Annotated in this window: 17 protein-coding genes; 10 read left to right on the top strand and 7 right to left on the bottom strand. The window is 70.8% G+C overall.

Annotation, left to right across the window (positions count from 1 at the left end):
• The first annotated feature begins 37 nt into the window (after positions 1-37).
• The 4 genes from O7605_RS04575 (at position 38) to O7605_RS04560 (ending at position 3,207) form a co-directional block, all read left to right on the top strand.
• A complete protein-coding gene (locus O7605_RS04575; protein ID WP_269738054.1) occupies positions 38-1,183 on the top strand; it encodes an LCP family protein in 1,146 nt (381 codons plus the stop codon).
• An 89-nt stretch (positions 1,184-1,272) separates the two neighbouring features.
• Positions 1,273-1,557 (top strand): F0F1 ATP synthase subunit epsilon, encoded by a 285-nt coding sequence (locus tag O7605_RS04570; protein WP_269738053.1) that lies wholly within the window; start codon positions 1,273-1,275, stop codon positions 1,555-1,557.
• Positions 1,558-1,569: 12 nt separating this feature from the next.
• Positions 1,570-2,025, top strand: coding sequence for a DUF2550 domain-containing protein (locus O7605_RS04565; RefSeq protein ID WP_093405446.1), 456 nt, complete (start codon positions 1,570-1,572; stop codon positions 2,023-2,025).
• 591 nt (positions 2,026-2,616) lie between these two features.
• Positions 2,617-3,207: a hypothetical protein gene (locus O7605_RS04560; RefSeq protein ID WP_269738052.1), complete on the top strand. Its 591-nt coding sequence runs from the start codon at positions 2,617-2,619 to the stop codon at positions 3,205-3,207.
• 373 nt (positions 3,208-3,580) lie between these two features.
• On the opposite strand, the gene O7605_RS04555 is transcribed toward O7605_RS04560, so the two are convergent.
• Entirely contained in the window at positions 3,581-3,997 is a 417-nt protein-coding gene (locus O7605_RS04555) for a VOC family protein (RefSeq protein WP_269738051.1), read from the bottom strand.
• On the bottom strand, positions 3,973-4,545 hold the full coding sequence (locus O7605_RS04550) for a cob(I)yrinic acid a,c-diamide adenosyltransferase (protein ID WP_164447635.1): 573 nt from the start codon (positions 4,543-4,545) through the stop codon (positions 3,973-3,975). The genes O7605_RS04555 and O7605_RS04550 overlap by 25 nt, the downstream gene beginning before the upstream one ends.
• Here O7605_RS04550 and murA point away from each other — a divergent pair.
• Both murA and O7605_RS04540 read left to right on the top strand, forming a co-directional pair.
• Entirely contained in the window at positions 4,544-5,986 is a 1,443-nt protein-coding gene (gene murA / locus O7605_RS04545) for a UDP-N-acetylglucosamine 1-carboxyvinyltransferase (protein ID WP_269738050.1), read from the top strand. The genes O7605_RS04550 and murA overlap by 2 nt on opposite strands.
• Positions 5,987-6,059: 73 nt before the next feature.
• The gene (locus O7605_RS04540) at positions 6,060-6,908 is read left to right on the top strand and encodes a 3-hydroxyacyl-CoA dehydrogenase family protein (RefSeq protein WP_269738049.1); all 849 of its coding nucleotides are present in this window, start codon (positions 6,060-6,062) and stop codon (positions 6,906-6,908) included.
• Positions 6,909-6,946: 38 nt separating this feature from the next.
• On the opposite strand, the gene O7605_RS04535 is transcribed toward O7605_RS04540, so the two are convergent.
• Both O7605_RS04535 and O7605_RS04530 read right to left on the bottom strand, forming a co-directional pair.
• Positions 6,947-7,795: an ABC transporter permease gene (locus O7605_RS04535; protein ID WP_269738048.1), complete on the bottom strand. Its 849-nt coding sequence runs from the start codon at positions 7,793-7,795 to the stop codon at positions 6,947-6,949.
• Positions 7,792-8,640 carry an ABC transporter ATP-binding protein gene (locus tag O7605_RS04530; protein WP_269738047.1) on the bottom strand — a complete coding sequence of 283 codons (849 nt, stop codon included), beginning with the start codon at positions 8,638-8,640 and terminating at the stop codon, positions 7,792-7,794. Before O7605_RS04530 ends, O7605_RS04535 begins: the two co-directional genes overlap by 4 nt.
• Positions 8,641-8,748: 108 nt before the next feature.
• On the opposite strand from O7605_RS04530, the gene O7605_RS04525 reads away from it, so the two are divergent.
• Positions 8,749-10,752, top strand: a complete 2,004-nt coding sequence (locus tag O7605_RS04525; RefSeq protein ID WP_269738046.1) for a protein meaA — start codon at positions 8,749-8,751, stop codon at positions 10,750-10,752.
• A gap of 45 nt (positions 10,753-10,797) precedes the next feature.
• Here O7605_RS04525 and O7605_RS04520 read toward each other — a convergent pair whose 3' ends face one another.
• Both O7605_RS04520 and O7605_RS04515 read right to left on the bottom strand, forming a co-directional pair.
• Positions 10,798-11,097, bottom strand: a complete 300-nt coding sequence (locus O7605_RS04520) for a DUF1540 domain-containing protein (protein WP_210830096.1) — start codon at positions 11,095-11,097, stop codon at positions 10,798-10,800.
• Positions 11,098-11,181: 84 nt separating this feature from the next.
• Positions 11,182-11,802 carry a DUF4126 domain-containing protein gene (locus tag O7605_RS04515; protein ID WP_269738045.1) on the bottom strand — a complete coding sequence of 207 codons (621 nt, stop codon included), beginning with the start codon at positions 11,800-11,802 and terminating at the stop codon, positions 11,182-11,184.
• A 71-nt stretch (positions 11,803-11,873) separates the two neighbouring features.
• Between O7605_RS04515 and nucS the strand changes: the two genes are divergently transcribed.
• The gene (gene nucS / locus O7605_RS04510) at positions 11,874-12,533 is read left to right on the top strand and encodes an endonuclease NucS (protein ID WP_269738044.1); all 660 of its coding nucleotides are present in this window, start codon (positions 11,874-11,876) and stop codon (positions 12,531-12,533) included.
• Positions 12,534-12,537: 4 nt separating this feature from the next.
• On the opposite strand, the gene O7605_RS04505 is transcribed toward nucS, so the two are convergent.
• A complete protein-coding gene (locus O7605_RS04505) occupies positions 12,538-14,034 on the bottom strand; it encodes an aldehyde dehydrogenase family protein (protein ID WP_269738043.1) in 1,497 nt (498 codons plus the stop codon).
• A gap of 253 nt (positions 14,035-14,287) precedes the next feature.
• Here O7605_RS04505 and O7605_RS04500 point away from each other — a divergent pair, with 253 nt between their 5' ends.
• Together O7605_RS04500 and O7605_RS04495 are read left to right on the top strand one after the other, a co-directional pair.
• Complete coding sequence (locus O7605_RS04500; RefSeq protein ID WP_269738042.1) at positions 14,288-14,749, top strand: FHA domain-containing protein; 462 nt, start codon at positions 14,288-14,290, stop codon at positions 14,747-14,749.
• 164 nt (positions 14,750-14,913) lie between these two features.
• A complete protein-coding gene (locus tag O7605_RS04495; protein WP_443083868.1) occupies positions 14,914-15,978 on the top strand; it encodes an alpha/beta hydrolase in 1,065 nt (354 codons plus the stop codon).
• Positions 15,979-16,015 lie beyond the last annotated feature (37 nt).

Raw genomic sequence — 16,015 nt, 5'->3', positions numbered from 1 at the left:
GCGCCCGTACTTCCCCCCGGGGGCGTGACGAACGGAGATGCTTGTGGGTAAGGCCGGCAGACGCGGCAAGCGTGGTGGGCGCTCGTCGGTGTGGCGGGGCGTGCCCCGCTGGGCGCAGCTCTGCACCATCTTCGGCGTTGTCCTGATGGTGCTCAGCGGGACCAGTCTGGTGGGCGCGGAGGCGCTGATCGCCCGCTACGAGGGCGCGGTCGGCAAAGCGGACCTCTTCGGCGACCAGGCGGCCGGCGCCACTCCCAAGAGCGACATCAAGGGCCCGCTCAACATCCTGCTGGTCGGCATCGATCCTCGCGACAAGGACACCCCGCCGCTGTCCGACGCGATCATGGTGCTGCACGTGCCGAAGGAGATGGACCGCGCGTATCTCTTCTCCCTGCCGCGTGACCTCTACGTGGAGATCCCGCCGTTCGAGAAGGCCAACTTCCCCGGCGACACCACCAAGCTGAACGCGGCGATGTCGTACGGCAGCCGGGTGCCCGGCGGAAAGCCGGACGCGGCGAAGGGCTTCGAGCTGCTCGCCATCACCGTGCAGCGGGTCACCGGCATCAAGCGGTTCGACGCGGGCGCGATCATCAACTTCTCCGGTTTCCAGAAGATCGTCGACGCCATGGGCGGCGTCACGATGAAGATCGAGCGGGAGGTCCGCTCGGAGCACCGGGAGCCGAGCGGCAAGCACCGCCAGGGCAACCCCAACGGCGAGGGCTACATCGGGCCGCAGGCGGTCTACCCGAAGGGCAAGCAGCACCTCAGCGGTTGGCAGGCGCTGGACTACGTCCGCCAGCGGTACCCGGAGAACGGTGTCCCCGACGGCGACTACGGCCGGCAGCGGCACCAGCAGCAGTTCGTCAAGGCGATGGCCGGTCAGGCCCTCAGCGCCGACGTGGTGACCAACCCGGTGAAGCTGGACAAGGTGCTCCGCGCGGCCGGCGAGTCGCTGATCTTCAGCGGCCGGGGGCACAGCGTGCTCGACTTCGCCGTCGCGCTCAAGGACATCCGTCCCGGCAACATCCAGATGATCAAGTTGCCGGGTGGCGGAATCAAGGAGAACGGCAAGTACCTCGGTGAACAGTTCGCGCCCGAGGTGGACGACTTCTTCGTCGCGCTGGAGCGGGAACTGTTGGACCCGTTCCTGCTCGAACATCCGAAGCTGGTGAACAGGAGCTGAACGTGGCGCGGGTCTTGGCACCCGCCTGAAGAACAGGTCCCGGGCGCGACTAGAATTTCCCCAATCCGCCGCCTCAGCAAGGAGACAGCGTGGCAGAGCAGCTTAACGTCCAGCTCGTGGCCGTCGAGGAGAAGGTCTGGTCCGGCACGGCCGAGATGGTCATGGCCCGGACGACCGAGGGTGAGCTGGGTGTGCTGCCGGGGCACGCACCCCTGCTCGGCCAGCTCGCCGAGCCCGGCCAGGTACGCATCAAGCTCTCCGGGGGTGAGCAGCTCAGCTACGACGTGGCAGGCGGCTTCATCTCGGTCAGCGAGCAGGGCGTGACCGTACTGGCCGAGACCGCCACTCCGGCCGCCGCGGCTTCCGGCAACTGAGCCGACCCGCCGATGGAGATCGTCGAAGGGGTCGGAATCGGCGTCGCCGTACTTCTCGGCGCGTTCCTGTTCCTCTTCATCCGGCGGGCTCTGGTCACCCGTAGCGGAGGCATCATCCGGCTCAGTGTCCGGACCTCCACCATGCTCGACGGTCGCGGCTGGTCACCCGGTTTCGGCCGCTTCGTCGGCGACGAACTTCGTTGGTACCGGATGTTCAGTTTCGCCGTACGCCCCAAGCGGGTGCTGTCCCGCGAAGGGCTGGCGGTCGAACGACGGCGACTGCCCGAGGGGCAGGAACGAATGTCCATGCCGGCCGACTGGATCATCCTCCGCTGTACCAGTCGACACGCCCCGGTCGAGATCGCCATGGCACGATCCACCGTCACCGGGTTTCTCTCCTGGCTCGAGGCCGCCCCTCCGGGGGCGGTCTCGCCACGTATGGCCTCCCAAGACTGGCCCGCCGCCTAACAGCCCCACCCCCCTCCACCCCGACCTCATGATCAACCGTGTGGGGGTGTGGCCCGCCGTGCCCGGCTCCGGGCGGTCAGGCTTGATCCCTGCGCCGGGCACGGCGGGCCACACCCCGTCGTGCGGCCACTTCGCCCGAATGTGCCGTCTGTCCGTTTCTGTTAGTGTCGCCGGTTGGAGATCTTGGTGCGGTCGTGCCCCTCGGTGGGCGGTTTCGGACCAAGATCGCGGAGTGGTCGGGGGCTCGGGCGGAATGGGTGGCGGGCCGGGGTGGTTGTAGACGGGTGAGCGACCGAGGAAGATCGCCCGCCGCACGGTGGGTGGGTGCAGGCCCGGGAATGATGGCGGGCCGGCGGTCGTTGGACATCCCTGAACGGCCGAGGAAGACGGCGCCCGCCCAGGCGGGTGCTGGCCCCCGGGAATGATGGCGGGTCGGTGGTCGTTACACATGGTCCCGGCGATGCGAAGCGGCGGTACACGCCCCGCGTGCTGGATGACTTTCCCCTTGTTTGAGCGCCTGTCGGTGCTTGCGTGCGCGCGCCCCGTCCCCCTCCGGGTGTGTGTGCGTCGACCCCCGAATGGAGCTTTGTGATGAACACGATGCTGCGGAAGAGCGTGTTGGGTATCGCGGGTCTGGCCTTCACCGGTGGTCTGTTCGCCGGTCCGGTGGCCGCCCACGCCGAGGCCACCCCGGTCACGAGCAACCCGGTCGCGGCGGCGGTGCAGGCCGACAAGCCCGACACCAGCAAGCTGCTGCCGCACGGCACCCCGAGCAACCAGTCGCACGTCGAGCTGAACGACGAGCAGATCGACAACGTGAAGGCGATCATCGCGGCGACGAAGAAGGCCGGCATGGACGAGCGTGCCGCGGTGGTGTCGATCGCGACCGCGTTGCAGGAGTCGAAGCTGGAGAACCTGGGTCACCTGGGTGACCGCAACGACCACGACTCGCAGGGCCTGTTCCAGCAGCGCCCCTCCTCCGGGTGGGGCACGGTGGAGCAGATCACCGACCCCGAGTACTCCACCCTGGCGTTCCTCAAGGGTTTGAAGCAGGTCGACGGCTGGCAGGACATGCCGCTGACCCAGGCCGCGCAGACCGTGCAGGTCTCGGCCTACCCCGACCACTACGCCCAGTGGGAACAGCAGGCCGCCGACCTCGTCGCCCAGCACTGGACCAGCTGACCCCACAGCGACCAGCCGACAACCGCCAACCGAAGACATTCCTCCACAGGGGGAGCAGAAAGCCGCTGGCCGGCACCCCAACCCGGGTGCCGGCCAGCGGCGTATCCGCACACCACCAAGCGCACTGACCGCGACCAGATCGCCAGACAGCCAGCAGCACCACAAACTGAACTGTCCAGCGGACAACAGACAACAGACAGCCGACAGTCAAACCCACCCGGGCTGGCTCAACGCCCACGCCCGGGCGGGGACCGACCAGGTCAGGCTGGGGGCGACCGTGCCCGGCGCAGGGATCAAGCCTGACCGCCCGAAGCCGGGCACGGTCGCCCCCAGCCCCCCACCGCAACCACCCCGAAGCGCAGCACAGGACAGCTCAGCCCGAGGCCACCAACTCCACCTCGTACCCCTGCCCGTCCGCCAGATACCCGGCGTACGTGTCGGGCCCGCCGGCGTACGGGTGCCGGTCGGCGAAGAGCAGCTCCCAGCCGTACGCCGGCGCCTGCTCGACCAGCCGGTCCACGGCGGCGGTCGGGCCGGCGTGGAAGGCCAGGTGGTTGAGGCCCGGGGCGCGTCGGTCGTGACGGGTGCCGGTGAGTGCGGGTGATGCCTCCAGTACCAGATATGTCGGGCCGAGTCGCCAGGAGTGACCGACCGGCCACTGCTGGAACGACGTCCAGCCCAACTCGCCGAGCAGCCAGCCCCAGCTACGCATTGCGGCGTTCAGGTCGGGTACCCAGACCTCCACGTGGTGCAGTGCACCGAAGGTCACCGGCCTCCGCCGGGCACCCATAGCACGTCTCCGTCCGGATTTGCCGTTCTTGACAGGATAAAGAGCAGATCCGACAGCCGGTTGAGATACTTGGCCGGGAGGTGGCTGGTCCGGTCGGGGTCGTGGGTGATGAGGGCCCACGCCGACCGCTCGGCGCGCCGGGCGATCGTCCGCGCCGCGTGCAGCAGCGCCGCGCCCGCGGTGCCGCCGGGGAGGATGAAGGAGTCGAGCTTGCTCAGGCGCGCGTTGTACTCGTCGCACCAGCCCTCGAGGCGCTCGACGTATTCCTCGGTCACCCGCAGCGGCGGGTACTTCGGGTCCGGTTCGACGGGCGTGGACAGGTCGGCGCCCACGTCGAACAGGTCGTTCTGGATCGACGCCAGCACCGCGCGGAGCCCGTCGGGTAGCTGGCCCAGGGCGAGTGCCACGCCGAGTGCGGCGTTGCACTCGTCGACGTCGGCGTACGCGGCGATCCGTGGATCGTTCTTCGGCACCTGCTCGTTGTTGCTCAGCCTGGTCATGCCGGCGTCGCCGGCCTTGGTGTAGATGCGCGTGAGGTGGACGGCCATGACGCACAGCCTACGGATACCGGACCTGACGATCCCGGCCCGACCGGATGCCGGCGCGGGTTGGCCGGCGGGCGTCGGCCCGGGTGACGCCGGTGACGCCGCGATCGCCGACGTCGACGTCATCCGGGTACGTGGCGGCGCCCGGCTCGCCGGCACCGTGCACGTGGTCGGTGCGAAGAACTCGGCGTTGAAGCTGATGGCCGCCGCGCTGCTCGCGCCCGGTCGTACGGTGATCACGAATGTGCCCCGGATCACCGACATCGCGATCATGGGTGAGGTACTGCGCCGCCTCGGTTGCGGCGTACGGTTCGACGCCGACGATCCGGTGGACCCGATGGTGGCGGTCGGCGGGGTGGCCCGGTCCCGTTCGGTCACCATCGACGTGCCGGAGCAGCCCGGCGTCGAGGCCGACTACGACCTGGTCCGCCGGCTGCGGGCGTCGATCTGCGTGCTGGGTCCGTTGCTGGCCCGACGCGGGTACGTGCGGGTGGCCCATCCGGGCGGTGACGCGATCGGCTCCCGGGGTCTGGACATGCACATCTCCGGGCTGACCCGGATGGGTGCCGACATCTCCGGCGAGCACGGCTTCGTGATCGCCTCGGCCCCGGACGGGCTGCGGGGCGCGGAGATCGTGCTGGACTTCCCGAGCGTCGGGGCGACCGAGAACCTCGTCATGGCGGCGGTGCTGGCGGAGGGCACCACCGTGATCGACAACGCGGCCCGGGAGCCCGAGATCGTCGACATCTGCACGATGCTCCAGCGGATGGGTGCGCTCATCGACGGCGAGGGCACCTCGACGATCACCATCGTCGGCGTACCTCGGCTGAGTCCGGTCCGGCACGCCACCGTGGGGGACCGGATCGTCGCGGGAACGTGGGCGTTCGGCGCGGCGATGACCCGTGGCGACGTGACCGTGACCGGCCTCGATCCCGCGTTCCTGGAGGTCGCGCTCGACAAGGTGGTGACGGCCGGCGGCACGGTGGAGACCCGGGCGGACAGCTTCCGGGTACGCATGGACGAGCGACCCCGCGCGGTGGACGTGGTGACGTTGCCCTATCCGGGCTTCGCCACCGACCTGTTGCCGATGGCGATCGGGCTCGCGGCGTTGAGCGAGGGCGCCTCGCTGATCACCGAGAACATCTTCGACGGCCGGTTCATGTTCGCCAACGAGATGATGCGGCTGGGCGCGGACATCAAGACCGACGGGCACCACGCGGTGGTACGCGGCCGGGAGCAGCTTTCCGGCGCGCCGGTGCGCGCGACCGACATCCGGGCCGGCGCCGGGCTCATCATCGCCGGACTCTGTGCCGACGGGGTGACCGAGGTGTCCCACGTGCACCACGTCGACCGGGGCTATCCCGACTTCGTGGCCGACCTGCGGGCGCTGGGCATCGAGGTGGAGCGGGCGACCGCGCCGGAGGAACCCGAGCTGACCATCTGAGCGACTTAGCCATCGTTCAGGCTCGCCGACTAGGGTGCAGGCAGACACTCATTCGCAGCGAGGGAGTAGCAGCATGGCGGGTCGACTCGCGGTCATCGGTGCCGGTCTGATGGGTTCGGGCATCGCCCAGGTGGCGGCGCAGGCCGGCTGGCAGGTGGTGCTGCGGGATCTGGACGAGACGGCGACGACGCGTGGTCTGGACGGCATCCGGCGGTCGCTGACGAAGTTCGCCGAGAAGGGCAAGCTCTCCGGCGACGAGGTCGAGGCGGCGCTCGCGCGGATCACCACCACCACCGAGCTGGAGGCGGCCGGCGACGCGGACATCGTCGTCGAGGCGGTCTTCGAGAAGCTGGAGATCAAGCACGAGGTGTTCCGCGCGCTGGACAAGATCTGCAAGGCGGACGCGGTGCTGGCCACCAACACCTCGGCGATCCCGGTGACCCAGATCGCGACGGCCACCGAGCGTCCGGAGGCGGTCGTCGGCACCCACTTCTTCTCTCCGGTGCCGATGATGAAGCTCTGCGAGCTGGTGCGCGGCTACAAGACCAGCGACGCCACCCTGGAGCGGGTGAGGTCCTTCGCCGAGGAGATCGGCAAGACCGTCGTGGTGGTGAACCGCGACATCGCCGGCTTCGTCACCACCCGGTTGATCTGCGCGCTGGCCATGGAGGCGGTCAAGCTGGTCGAGGCCGGCGTGATCTCCGCCGAGGACCTGGACACCGCCTGCCGGCTCGGCTTCGGGCACGCGATGGGCCCGCTGGCCACCGTCGACCTGACCGGTGTCGACGTGCTGCTGAACGCGACGCGCAACATCTACACCGACACGGCCGACGAGAAGTTCTTCCCGCCGGAGCTGTTGCAGCGCATGGCCACCGCCGGTGACCTGGGCCGCAAGACCGGCCAGGGCTTCTACTCGTACTGACGCAGCTGTGGGGAGGGCCGTGCGGCCCTCCCCGTGGCTCAGCCGTCGCGGCGGGTGGTCCACCGGAAGGTGGTCAGGCAGAGCACCAGGCCGATCACGCACCAGACGCCCAGCACCACGGCGACGCGGGTCAGCTCGAACGAGCCGCCGGGCTCGTCCGCGCCGAAGCTCTCCGGCAGGAAGACCGCCCGTAGCCCCTGGCACATCCACTTGAGTGGAAACAGCGCCGCCACCTGCTGCATCCAGCTCGGCAGGTTGGTGAAGACGAAGAACACCCCGGAGATGAACTGGAGCACCAGCGCGACCGGGGTGACCACCGCCGAGCCGCTGCGGGCGGTGCGGGCCAGCGACGAGATGGCGATGCCGCAGAGCGTGCAGGCGGTCACCCCCAGGGCGCTGACCCAGCCGAAGGTCACCCAGGCCGTGGTGGTGGTCGGCAGCTCCAGGTCGAACAGCGTCACCGACACCGCGAGCAGCAGCGCGGTCATCACGACGCCGGTCACCAGCACCATGATCACCTTGCCGGCGAACCAGACCCACTTCGGCATCGGCGTGCCCCGGTAGCGCTTGAGCACCCCCCGGTCCCGCTCGATCGGGATCCAGATGCCGAGGTTCTGGAAGCTGACCGTCATCAGGCCGGTCGCGATCATGCCGGTGATGAAGTACTGCGTGTAGCTCACCCCGGGAGTGATCTCCTCGTCGAAGATCGACGCGAAGATCAGCACCATGATGAGGGGGAAGCCCAGCGTGAACACGACGGACTCACGGCTGCGCAGGAACTGCCGGATCTCCAGCCGCCCCTGCCGCAGGGCGAGGCCGGCCGGACCGCTCCGCCGGGCCGGAGCCGCGGCGGTGACCGGCTCCGCCGGTCTCGTCGTGGTGGTCATCGGTGTCCGATCATCGTCAGGTAGATGTCCTCGAGAGTGGGTCGGGTGACGGTCAGGCCGGGCACCTCGCCGCCGAACCGCGCGGCGAGGTCCGCCACCAGCGCCGTCGGCGTCGCGCTCTGCGTGCTGTCCAGCGTGCCGTCCGGAGTACGCCAGGAGACCGTGGCCAGCGCCTCCTGCCGGTCGCCGAGCTGGTTCGGTGCGGCGACCTCGACCAGCCGGCCGCCGGCGATCACACCCACCCGGTCAGCGAGCGCCTCGGCCTCGTCCAGGTAGTGCGTGGTCAACACGATCGTGGTGCCGGCGGCGGCGAGATCACGGATCAGCTCCCAGAACTCCCGCCGGGCCTCCGGGTCGAAGCCGGTGGTCGGCTCGTCCAGGAAGAGCAGTTCCGGGCGGCCGATGATGCCGAGCGCCACGTCGAGCCGGCGCTTCTGCCCGCCGGAGAGGGTGTGCGTACGGGCGCGGGCCTTGGCGGTCAGCCCGACCCGTTCGATCACCTTGTCGGGGTCGTCGGCGTCGGGGTAGAAGCCGGCGAAGTGGTGCACCACCTCGGCGACGGAAAGTTCGTCGAACTCACCGGTGCCCTGGAACACGATGCCGACCCGCCCCCGCCAGTCGCGCGTCGGGTTGGCCGGGTCGACGTCGAGAACGCGTACCTCGCCGGAGTCGCGCTGGCGGTAGCCCTCCAGGATCTCCACGGTGGTGGTCTTGCCGGCGCCGTTCGGCCCGAGCAGCGCGAACACCTCGCCCCGGTGGACGTCCAGGTTCAGCCCGGCGACCGCGGGAGGGCCGCCGTACGTCTTGCGCAGCCCTCGGACGCGGATCGCGACGTCGTCACTCATGCCGTCAAGTGTGCGGCCCGCCGTGACCCGGCGTCCGCACCGGGGGTGGCGGAGGCTGTGTGGTTTTGCACAACCCGTTCTACTGAACGGTAACTTAGACTCCCGGCCATGGACGAGAAGGCACTCATGGGCCGGCTGCCGGAGCGGGACCGTCCCTGGGTGATGCGGACGTACGCGGGGCACTCCTCGGCCGCCGCGACGAACGCGCTCTTCCGTCGCAACCTGGCCAAGGGGCAGACCGGCCTGTCGGTCGCCTTCGACCTGCCCACCCAGACCGGGTACGACCCCGACCACGAACTCGCCACCGGCGAGGTCGGTCGGGTCGGCGTCCCGGTGTCGCACCTGGGTGACATGCGGGCGCTCTTCGACGGCATTCCGCTGGCCGACATGAACACCTCGATGACCATCAACGCGCCGGCGATGTGGCTGCTCGGCCTCTACGGCACGGTCGCCACCGAACAGGGTGCCGAACCGGCCCGCTGTGCCGGCACCACCCAGAACGACATCATCAAGGAGTACCTCTCCCGGGGGACGCACATCTTCCCGCCGGCCGCCTCGCTGAGACTGACCGCCGACGTGATCGCGTACACGCTGCGCGAGATGCCGCGCTGGAACCCGGTGAACATCTGCTCGTACCACCTCCAGGAGGCCGGGGCCACGCCGGTGCAGGAGGTGGCGTTCGCGCTGGCCACGGCGGTGGCGGTGCTCGACGAGGTGCGCGCGGGCGGCCAGGTGCCGGCGATGCGGATGGGCGAGGTGGTGCAGCGGATGTCGTTCTTCGTCAACGCCGGGGTGCGGTTCGTCGAGGAGATCGCCAAGATGCGCGCCTTCGGCGTGCTGTGGGACCAGCTCACCCGCGACCGGTACGGCGTGACGGACCCGCGACAGCGCCGCTTCCGGTACGGCGTGCAGGTCAACTCCCTCGGCCTGACTGAGGCGCAGCCGGAGAACAACGTGCCGCGGATCGTGCTGGAGATGCTCGGGGTCACCCTCTCCCGGCAGGCGCGGGCGCGGGCGGTGCAGCTACCGGCCTGGAACGAGGCGCTCGGCCTGCCCCGACCGTGGGACCAGCAGTGGTCGCTGCGCATGCAGCAGGTGCTCGCCTACGAGTCGGACCTGCTGGAGTACCCGGACCTGTTCGACGGCTCGCACGTGATGACCGCGCTGGTCGACGAGATCGTCACCGGCGCCCGGGCCGAGCTGGCGACGGTGCTGGAGATGGGCGGCGTGGTCGCCGCCGTGGAGACCGGATACCTCAAGAGCGCCCTGGTGGCCTCCCTGGCCGATCGGCGGCGACGGATCGAGGCCGGCAGCGACGTGGTGGTCGGCGTCAACCGGTTCACCGAGACCGAACCGTCGCCGCTGACTGCCGCCGGTGCCGAGGCGGTCGAGCAGGTCGACCCCGCCGTGGAGATCGCCGCCTCGGCGGCCGTACGCGCCTGGCGGGCCGACCGCGACGCGGCGGCGGTGGACGCCGCCCTGGCCCGGCTGCGCGCGGACGCCGCGACCACGGCCAACCTGATGACGGCCACGCTCGAGTGCGTTCGGGTGGGAGTGACCACGGGGGAGTGGGCGGCGACCCTGCGCCAGGTCTTCGGCGAGTACCGGGCACCCACCGGCCTGGTGGGCGGGTCCGCGAGCGGCGGTGACGACGGGCTGGCCGAGGTCCGCGCCCGGGTCGCCGCCACCGCCCGCGAACTGGGCAACGCGCGGCTGCGACTGCTCGTCGGCAAGCCCGGCCTGGACGGGCACTCCAACGGCGCGGAGCAGATCGCGGTCCGCGCCCGCGACGCCGGCTTCGAGGTGGTCTACCAGGGTATCCGGCTCACCGCCGGGCAGATCGTGGCCGCCGCGGTCGAGGAGGACGTGGACCTGGTCGGGCTCTCCGTGCTCTCCGGCTCGCACCTGGCGGCGGTGCCGGCGGTGCTCGACGGGTTGCGGGCCGCCGGCCGACCGGATCTGCCGGTGGTGGTCGGCGGCATCATTCCCGCCCGGGACGCCGAGAAGTTGCGCGCGGCCGGGGTGGCCCGGGTGTTCACCCCGAAGGACTTCGCGCTCACCGAGATCATCGACGAGCTGGTCACCGTCATCCGGCAGGCCAACGAGCTGTGACGCGCGGACCCCGGCGGGTGGCCGGGATCCGCGCGGACGGCACGCTCAGCGGTGGTCGTAGGTCATGCAGTCGGCCATGTCGGCGTCGGGGCCGACCCGGATCGCCGGTGCCTGGCACTCCAGTTGCTCGTTGTGCCGGCAGTCGGCGCGCTGGCACGCCCCGACCTGGGCGATCTGCCCGTCGAGACCCGCCCGGACGGCGGGCATCTCGATGAAGGTGTGGCAGTGGGCGTGGTCCATGCTGCCGATGGTGATGGCGAAGGCGTGGCAGTCGCCGGTGTGGTTGTACGCGCACGCGGCGACCACGCACTCCTGGACCCGGGGCATCTCCATTGCTGCGGTCATGACCCAACCTCCTCCGTTGATTGCCCCAATTTTAGGCTTTAGGGCGGGTTGAGGTGGTGATTCGGTCGAGCCGGCGACCCGGGCTCAGACGCGGAAGCCCGCCTCGCGTGCCGCCTGCCGCTCCCGACGCCGGTCCGCCCGGCGGCGCAGCAGCCACGGCAGGACGAGCACGAGGCCGACCAGGAACGCCAGCACCAGCACCGGCAGGATGATCGCGACGAGCGACATGACCACGCTCGTGGCGTCCTCGGCGGTGCTCGCCACCGGCGCGCCCAGGCCCGCCGTGGTGGCGTTGATGACCGGTCGCGCGGTCGACTTCAGCAGGTGGACGCCGAGCGCGATGAGCACCCCGACCAGCACCGGCAACCACTGGCCGCCACTGGCGAAGAAGCTGTCCGGGTCGCTGACCGTCACCGTCTCGGACGCCGAACCGGCTCCGAACGCCAGCCCGCCGGCCGTCGGCCGGACGACCGTCTGCACCATGTCGTTGACGTGGTCCACCACAGGCACCTTGTCCGCCACGACCTCGACCACGAGCAGCACCGCGAGGATGCCCAGCACCCACTCGTTGCCCAGCCACTGCCACCCGCTAGGCAGGTCGATGACGCTGGTGTAGCGGGCCAGCGCACCCGTGATGAGCAACGGAATGTAGGCGTTCAGCCCCGCCGAGGCGGCGAGGCCGGTACCGGTGAGCACTTCGAGCACCAGCCCAGCATGGCACCGGCACGCCAGCGCCGCTCGGTGGCGACGGCCGGTGACTCCGCTACCCTGCTCGGGTGCGGTTGGTGATTGCGAAATGCTCGGTGGACTATGTCGGACGCCTCTCGGCCCACCTGCCGCCGGCCACCCGGCTGCTGATGGTGAAGGCGGACGGATCGGTCTCCATCCACGCCGACGACCGGGCGTACAAGCCGTTGAACTGGATGAGCCCGCCGTGCCGGCTGGAGGAGGCCCCGGGCGTCTGGCGGGTGGTGAACAAGGCCGGCGAGGAACTGCGGATCACCCTGGAGGAGATCTTCCAGGACACCTCGTACGAGCTGGGTGTCGATCCCGGGCTGCGCAAGGACGGCGTGGAAGCCCACCTCCAGGAGTTGCTGGCGGCCAACCCCGAGGCACTGGGCGACGGCTTCACCCTCGTGCGCCGCGAGTACATGACCGCCATCGGCCCGGTCGACCTGCTCTGCCGCGACGCCAACCAGGGCACGGTGGCCGTCGAGGTGAAGCGCCGTGGCGAGATCGACGGGGTGGAGCAGCTCACCCGCTACCTGGAACTGCTCAACCGTGATCCGTTGCTCGCCCCGGTCGCCGGGGTCTTCGCCGCGCAGGAGATCAAGCCGCAGGCCCGGGTGCTCGCCACCGACCGGGGGATCCGCTGCGTGGTGGTCGACTACGACCGGCTGCGGGGCATCGAGCGCGACGAACTGACGCTCTTCTAGCCGGTCACCGGCCGTAGAGCAGCTTGACCGCCTTCACCAGCCGGCTCACGTCGGCCTCGGTGCGCTCGAAGGTGGTCGACGGCAGCAGCGAACGCCCCCGGCGGCGGGTGACGGCCTTGGCCCGGGCGAACTCGCGCAGCCCGTCCTCGCCGTGGATCCGGCCGAAGCCGGACTCGCCGACCCCGCCGAACGGCAGGGTGGACATGCCGGCGAAGGTGAGCGTCGAGTTGACCGAAGCCATCCCGGAGCGCAACCGCCGGGCGATCGCGACCGCGCGCCGCTGACCGAAGACCGAACCACCAAGCCCGTACGGCAGGGCGTTGGCCCGGGCGAGCGCCTCGTCGGCGGTGCGGACCCGGTTGATGGTCAGGGTGGGGCCGAAGGTCTCCTCGCGTACGGCGGCAGCCTCCTCCGGCACCTCGACCAGCACCGTCGGGTGCGCGTACGGCGGGCGTACCGCGTCCGGCCCACCGAGCACCGCCCGACCGCCACGGGCCACCGCGTCCTCGATGTGCCGCCGGATCACGTCGAGCTGACTGGGCATGGTGATCGGACCGATGTCGGCGTGGTCGGGGCCGACGGTGAGCCGCCCGGCGCGCTCGACGACCTTGTCGACGAACGCGTCGAAGACCGGCTCCACGGCGTAGACGCGTTCGATGCCGATGCAGGTCTGCCCGGCGTTGGTCATCGCTCCCCATACGCAGGCGTCGGCGGCGGCGTCCAGGTCGGCGTCGGTGTCCACAATCATGGCGTCCTTGCCGCCGGCCTCCACCAGCACCGGGGTCAACGACTCGGCGCACGCCGCCATCACCTTCTTGGCGGTGGCCGTCGAGCCGGTGAAGGCGAGCTTGTCGACCCCGGACCGGCACAGGGCGGCACCGACGTCGCCGAGTCCGTGCACCGCGGCGAGCACCGGATGCTCGGGCACCACCTCGGCGAAGCTGTCGACGAGCCACTGACCGACGACCGGGGTGTACTCGCTGGGCTTGAAGACCACCGCGTTGCCGGCCGCCAACGCGTACGCGATGGAGCCGATCGGGGTGAAGACGGGATAGTTCCACGGGCCGATCACGCCGACCACGCCGTGCGGCTGGTACTCCAGGTGGGCCGAGAACTCGGCGAGCACGAGCCGCGAGCGGACCCGCCGGGGGCCCAGCACCCGCCGGGCGTTACGGGCCGCCCAGTCCACGTGCTCCACCGTGGTCACGATCTCGACGAGCGCGTCGGCGAGCGGCTTGCCGCTCTCGGCGTGCATCAGGGCGGCCAACTGCTCCATCCGCTGGGCGAGCAGTCGCCGCCAGCGCAGCAGCCGCTCCCGTCGCCCGGTGTAGCCGAGCCCCGCCCACCACTGGCCGGCGGCGCGGGCCCGCTCGACGGCGCGTTCGACGTCGACCGTGGTGGCGACCGGGACGCGCCCGGCTTCGTCGCCGGACGCCGGGCTGGTCGAGATCAGGTGGTTGCCCTGGACCGCTGGGGTGCCGGGGGGTAGCACAGCCGTCATGGCGGAAGTCTAGACGCGAGAATTACTCGCCGGTAGGGGTGGGGAAACGGGCGAATCCTCCCAGCCGTCCGGACGGTTGAATCGGACGAACCTCTCGTCCGGGCCGGTAGTTCCGTCGCCGGATGCCGTGGAATATGTGAACACAAAGCACCCGGACGGTTACCGGTACGCATCCGGCTGGATGGTGGAGGTGGACACCCGGTGGTGAAACGCTGACCCGGGATCGTCACACGGGTGGAGGGGCTGACCGTCCATGGAGGAACATCCGCAACTGATGCCGCTGCTCACGGTGGCTGCCGGGCCGATGCGGGGGTGGCGTTTCCGGCTGCCGCGCCGGCCGCAGGTGATCGGCCGTGATCCGGCGGTCGACATCGTGGTGCACGACCCGCATCTGAGCCGGCGGCATGTCGAGATCTGGCGTGCCGGTGAGGGCGCCTCCCTGGTGGATCTCGGATCCACGAACGGCACCTGGGTGAACGACCTCCGGGCAACCGAGGTCGTCCGGCTCAGTGACGGCGACGTGATCCGGATCGGCGGTACCGAGCTGAGGTTCTTCGACCCGGGCGTGGCCCGCACGGATCCGGTGGGTCTGAGCTTCGAACTGCCGCGCCAGGAGCGACGACCGATCCGCCCGCTGCCCGCCACGGTCCCGACACCGGTGGTGCCCGGGCAGGCCGGCGTGCCGGACGGGGTGGTGGTCGGCGTCCACCGCTGACGACCGAGTCTCGATCCCCGTGCCGGGCCCGGAAGTCGCGTGCCGGCTTGCATCCGTGGTTTCCGGCCACACGTTCCGGCCAGGACGCGTGGGTGTCCGCCACCCAAGGGGGCCCGGCCCCGTGGGTGCCGGCCACATGGACCGGCGGTGTCGATCGTGGCAGCATGCCGCGGATGGACAGCCAGCAGCGCGACGTCACCGCGAACGGAATCACCCAGGCCGTCCGGGTGGCCGGACCCGTCGACGGCGTGCCGGTGCTGCTCGTGCACGGCAACTGCTCCTCGGCCGCCTTCTGGGAGCCGCTGGTGCGCCGCCTGCCGCCGACCCTGCGGGTGGTCGCGCCGGATCTGCGCGGCTACGGGGCCACGCAGACCGCCCCGGTCGACGCCACCCGGGGCCTGACCGACTTCGCCGACGACGTGGCGGCGTTGCTCGACGAGCCGTCGCTCTTCGCCGAGGGCGTCCGGCCCGTGGTGGTCGGCCACTCGCTCGGCGGCGGAGTGGCGATGCGCCTGCTGGTGGACCGCCCCGACCGGATCGCCGGGCTGCTGCTCGCGGCGCCGGTGTCCCCGTACGGGTTCGGCGCCACCCGCGACCTGGCCGGCACGCCGACCACGCCCGACCTGGCCGGCTCCGGGGCCGGCACGGCGAGCGGCGACTTCGTCGCGCGGCTGGCCGCGGGTGACCGCGGCGCGGAGGCGCGGACCAGCCCGCGCAGCGTGCTGCGGGCGGCCTACGTGGCGGACCCCGCCTGCCTCGGCGACGACGAGGAACCGTTGCTCGACAGCGTGCTCTCCACCGCCACCGGCCCGGACAACTACCCCGGCGACGCGGTGAGCTCGCCGAACTGGCCGGGTAGCGCGCCGGGCGGCCGTGGCGTGCTCAACGCGCTGGCGCGGTTCCGGATCGCCGAGGAACTGGTGGCCGTGACACCCAAGCCCCCGGTCACCTGGATCCGCGGTGACTCTGACCTGATCGTCTCGGACACCTCGCTGTTCGACCTGGCCCAACTGGGGGCGCTGGGCGTGGTGCCCGGCTGGCCCGGGCCGCAGGAGTGCCCACCGCAGCCGATGATCGGGCAGACCCGCGCGGTGCTCGACCGGTACGCCGAGACCGGCGGCAGCTACCGGGAGGTGGTGCTGTCCGGCTGCGGGCACAGCCCACACCTGGAGCGCCCGGCGGAGTTCGTCGCCGAACTGCTCGCCCTCGCCGGGGTCGCTCCCGACTGAGCCGGGTCCGCTCCCGACCCGCCGGTCGACCGCCGAC

Source organism: Verrucosispora sp. WMMA2121, assembly GCF_027460185.1.
Taxonomy (GTDB): domain Bacteria; phylum Actinomycetota; class Actinomycetes; order Mycobacteriales; family Micromonosporaceae; genus Micromonospora; species Micromonospora palythoicola.
This window is presented reverse-complemented; position numbering and strand designations above follow the sequence as displayed.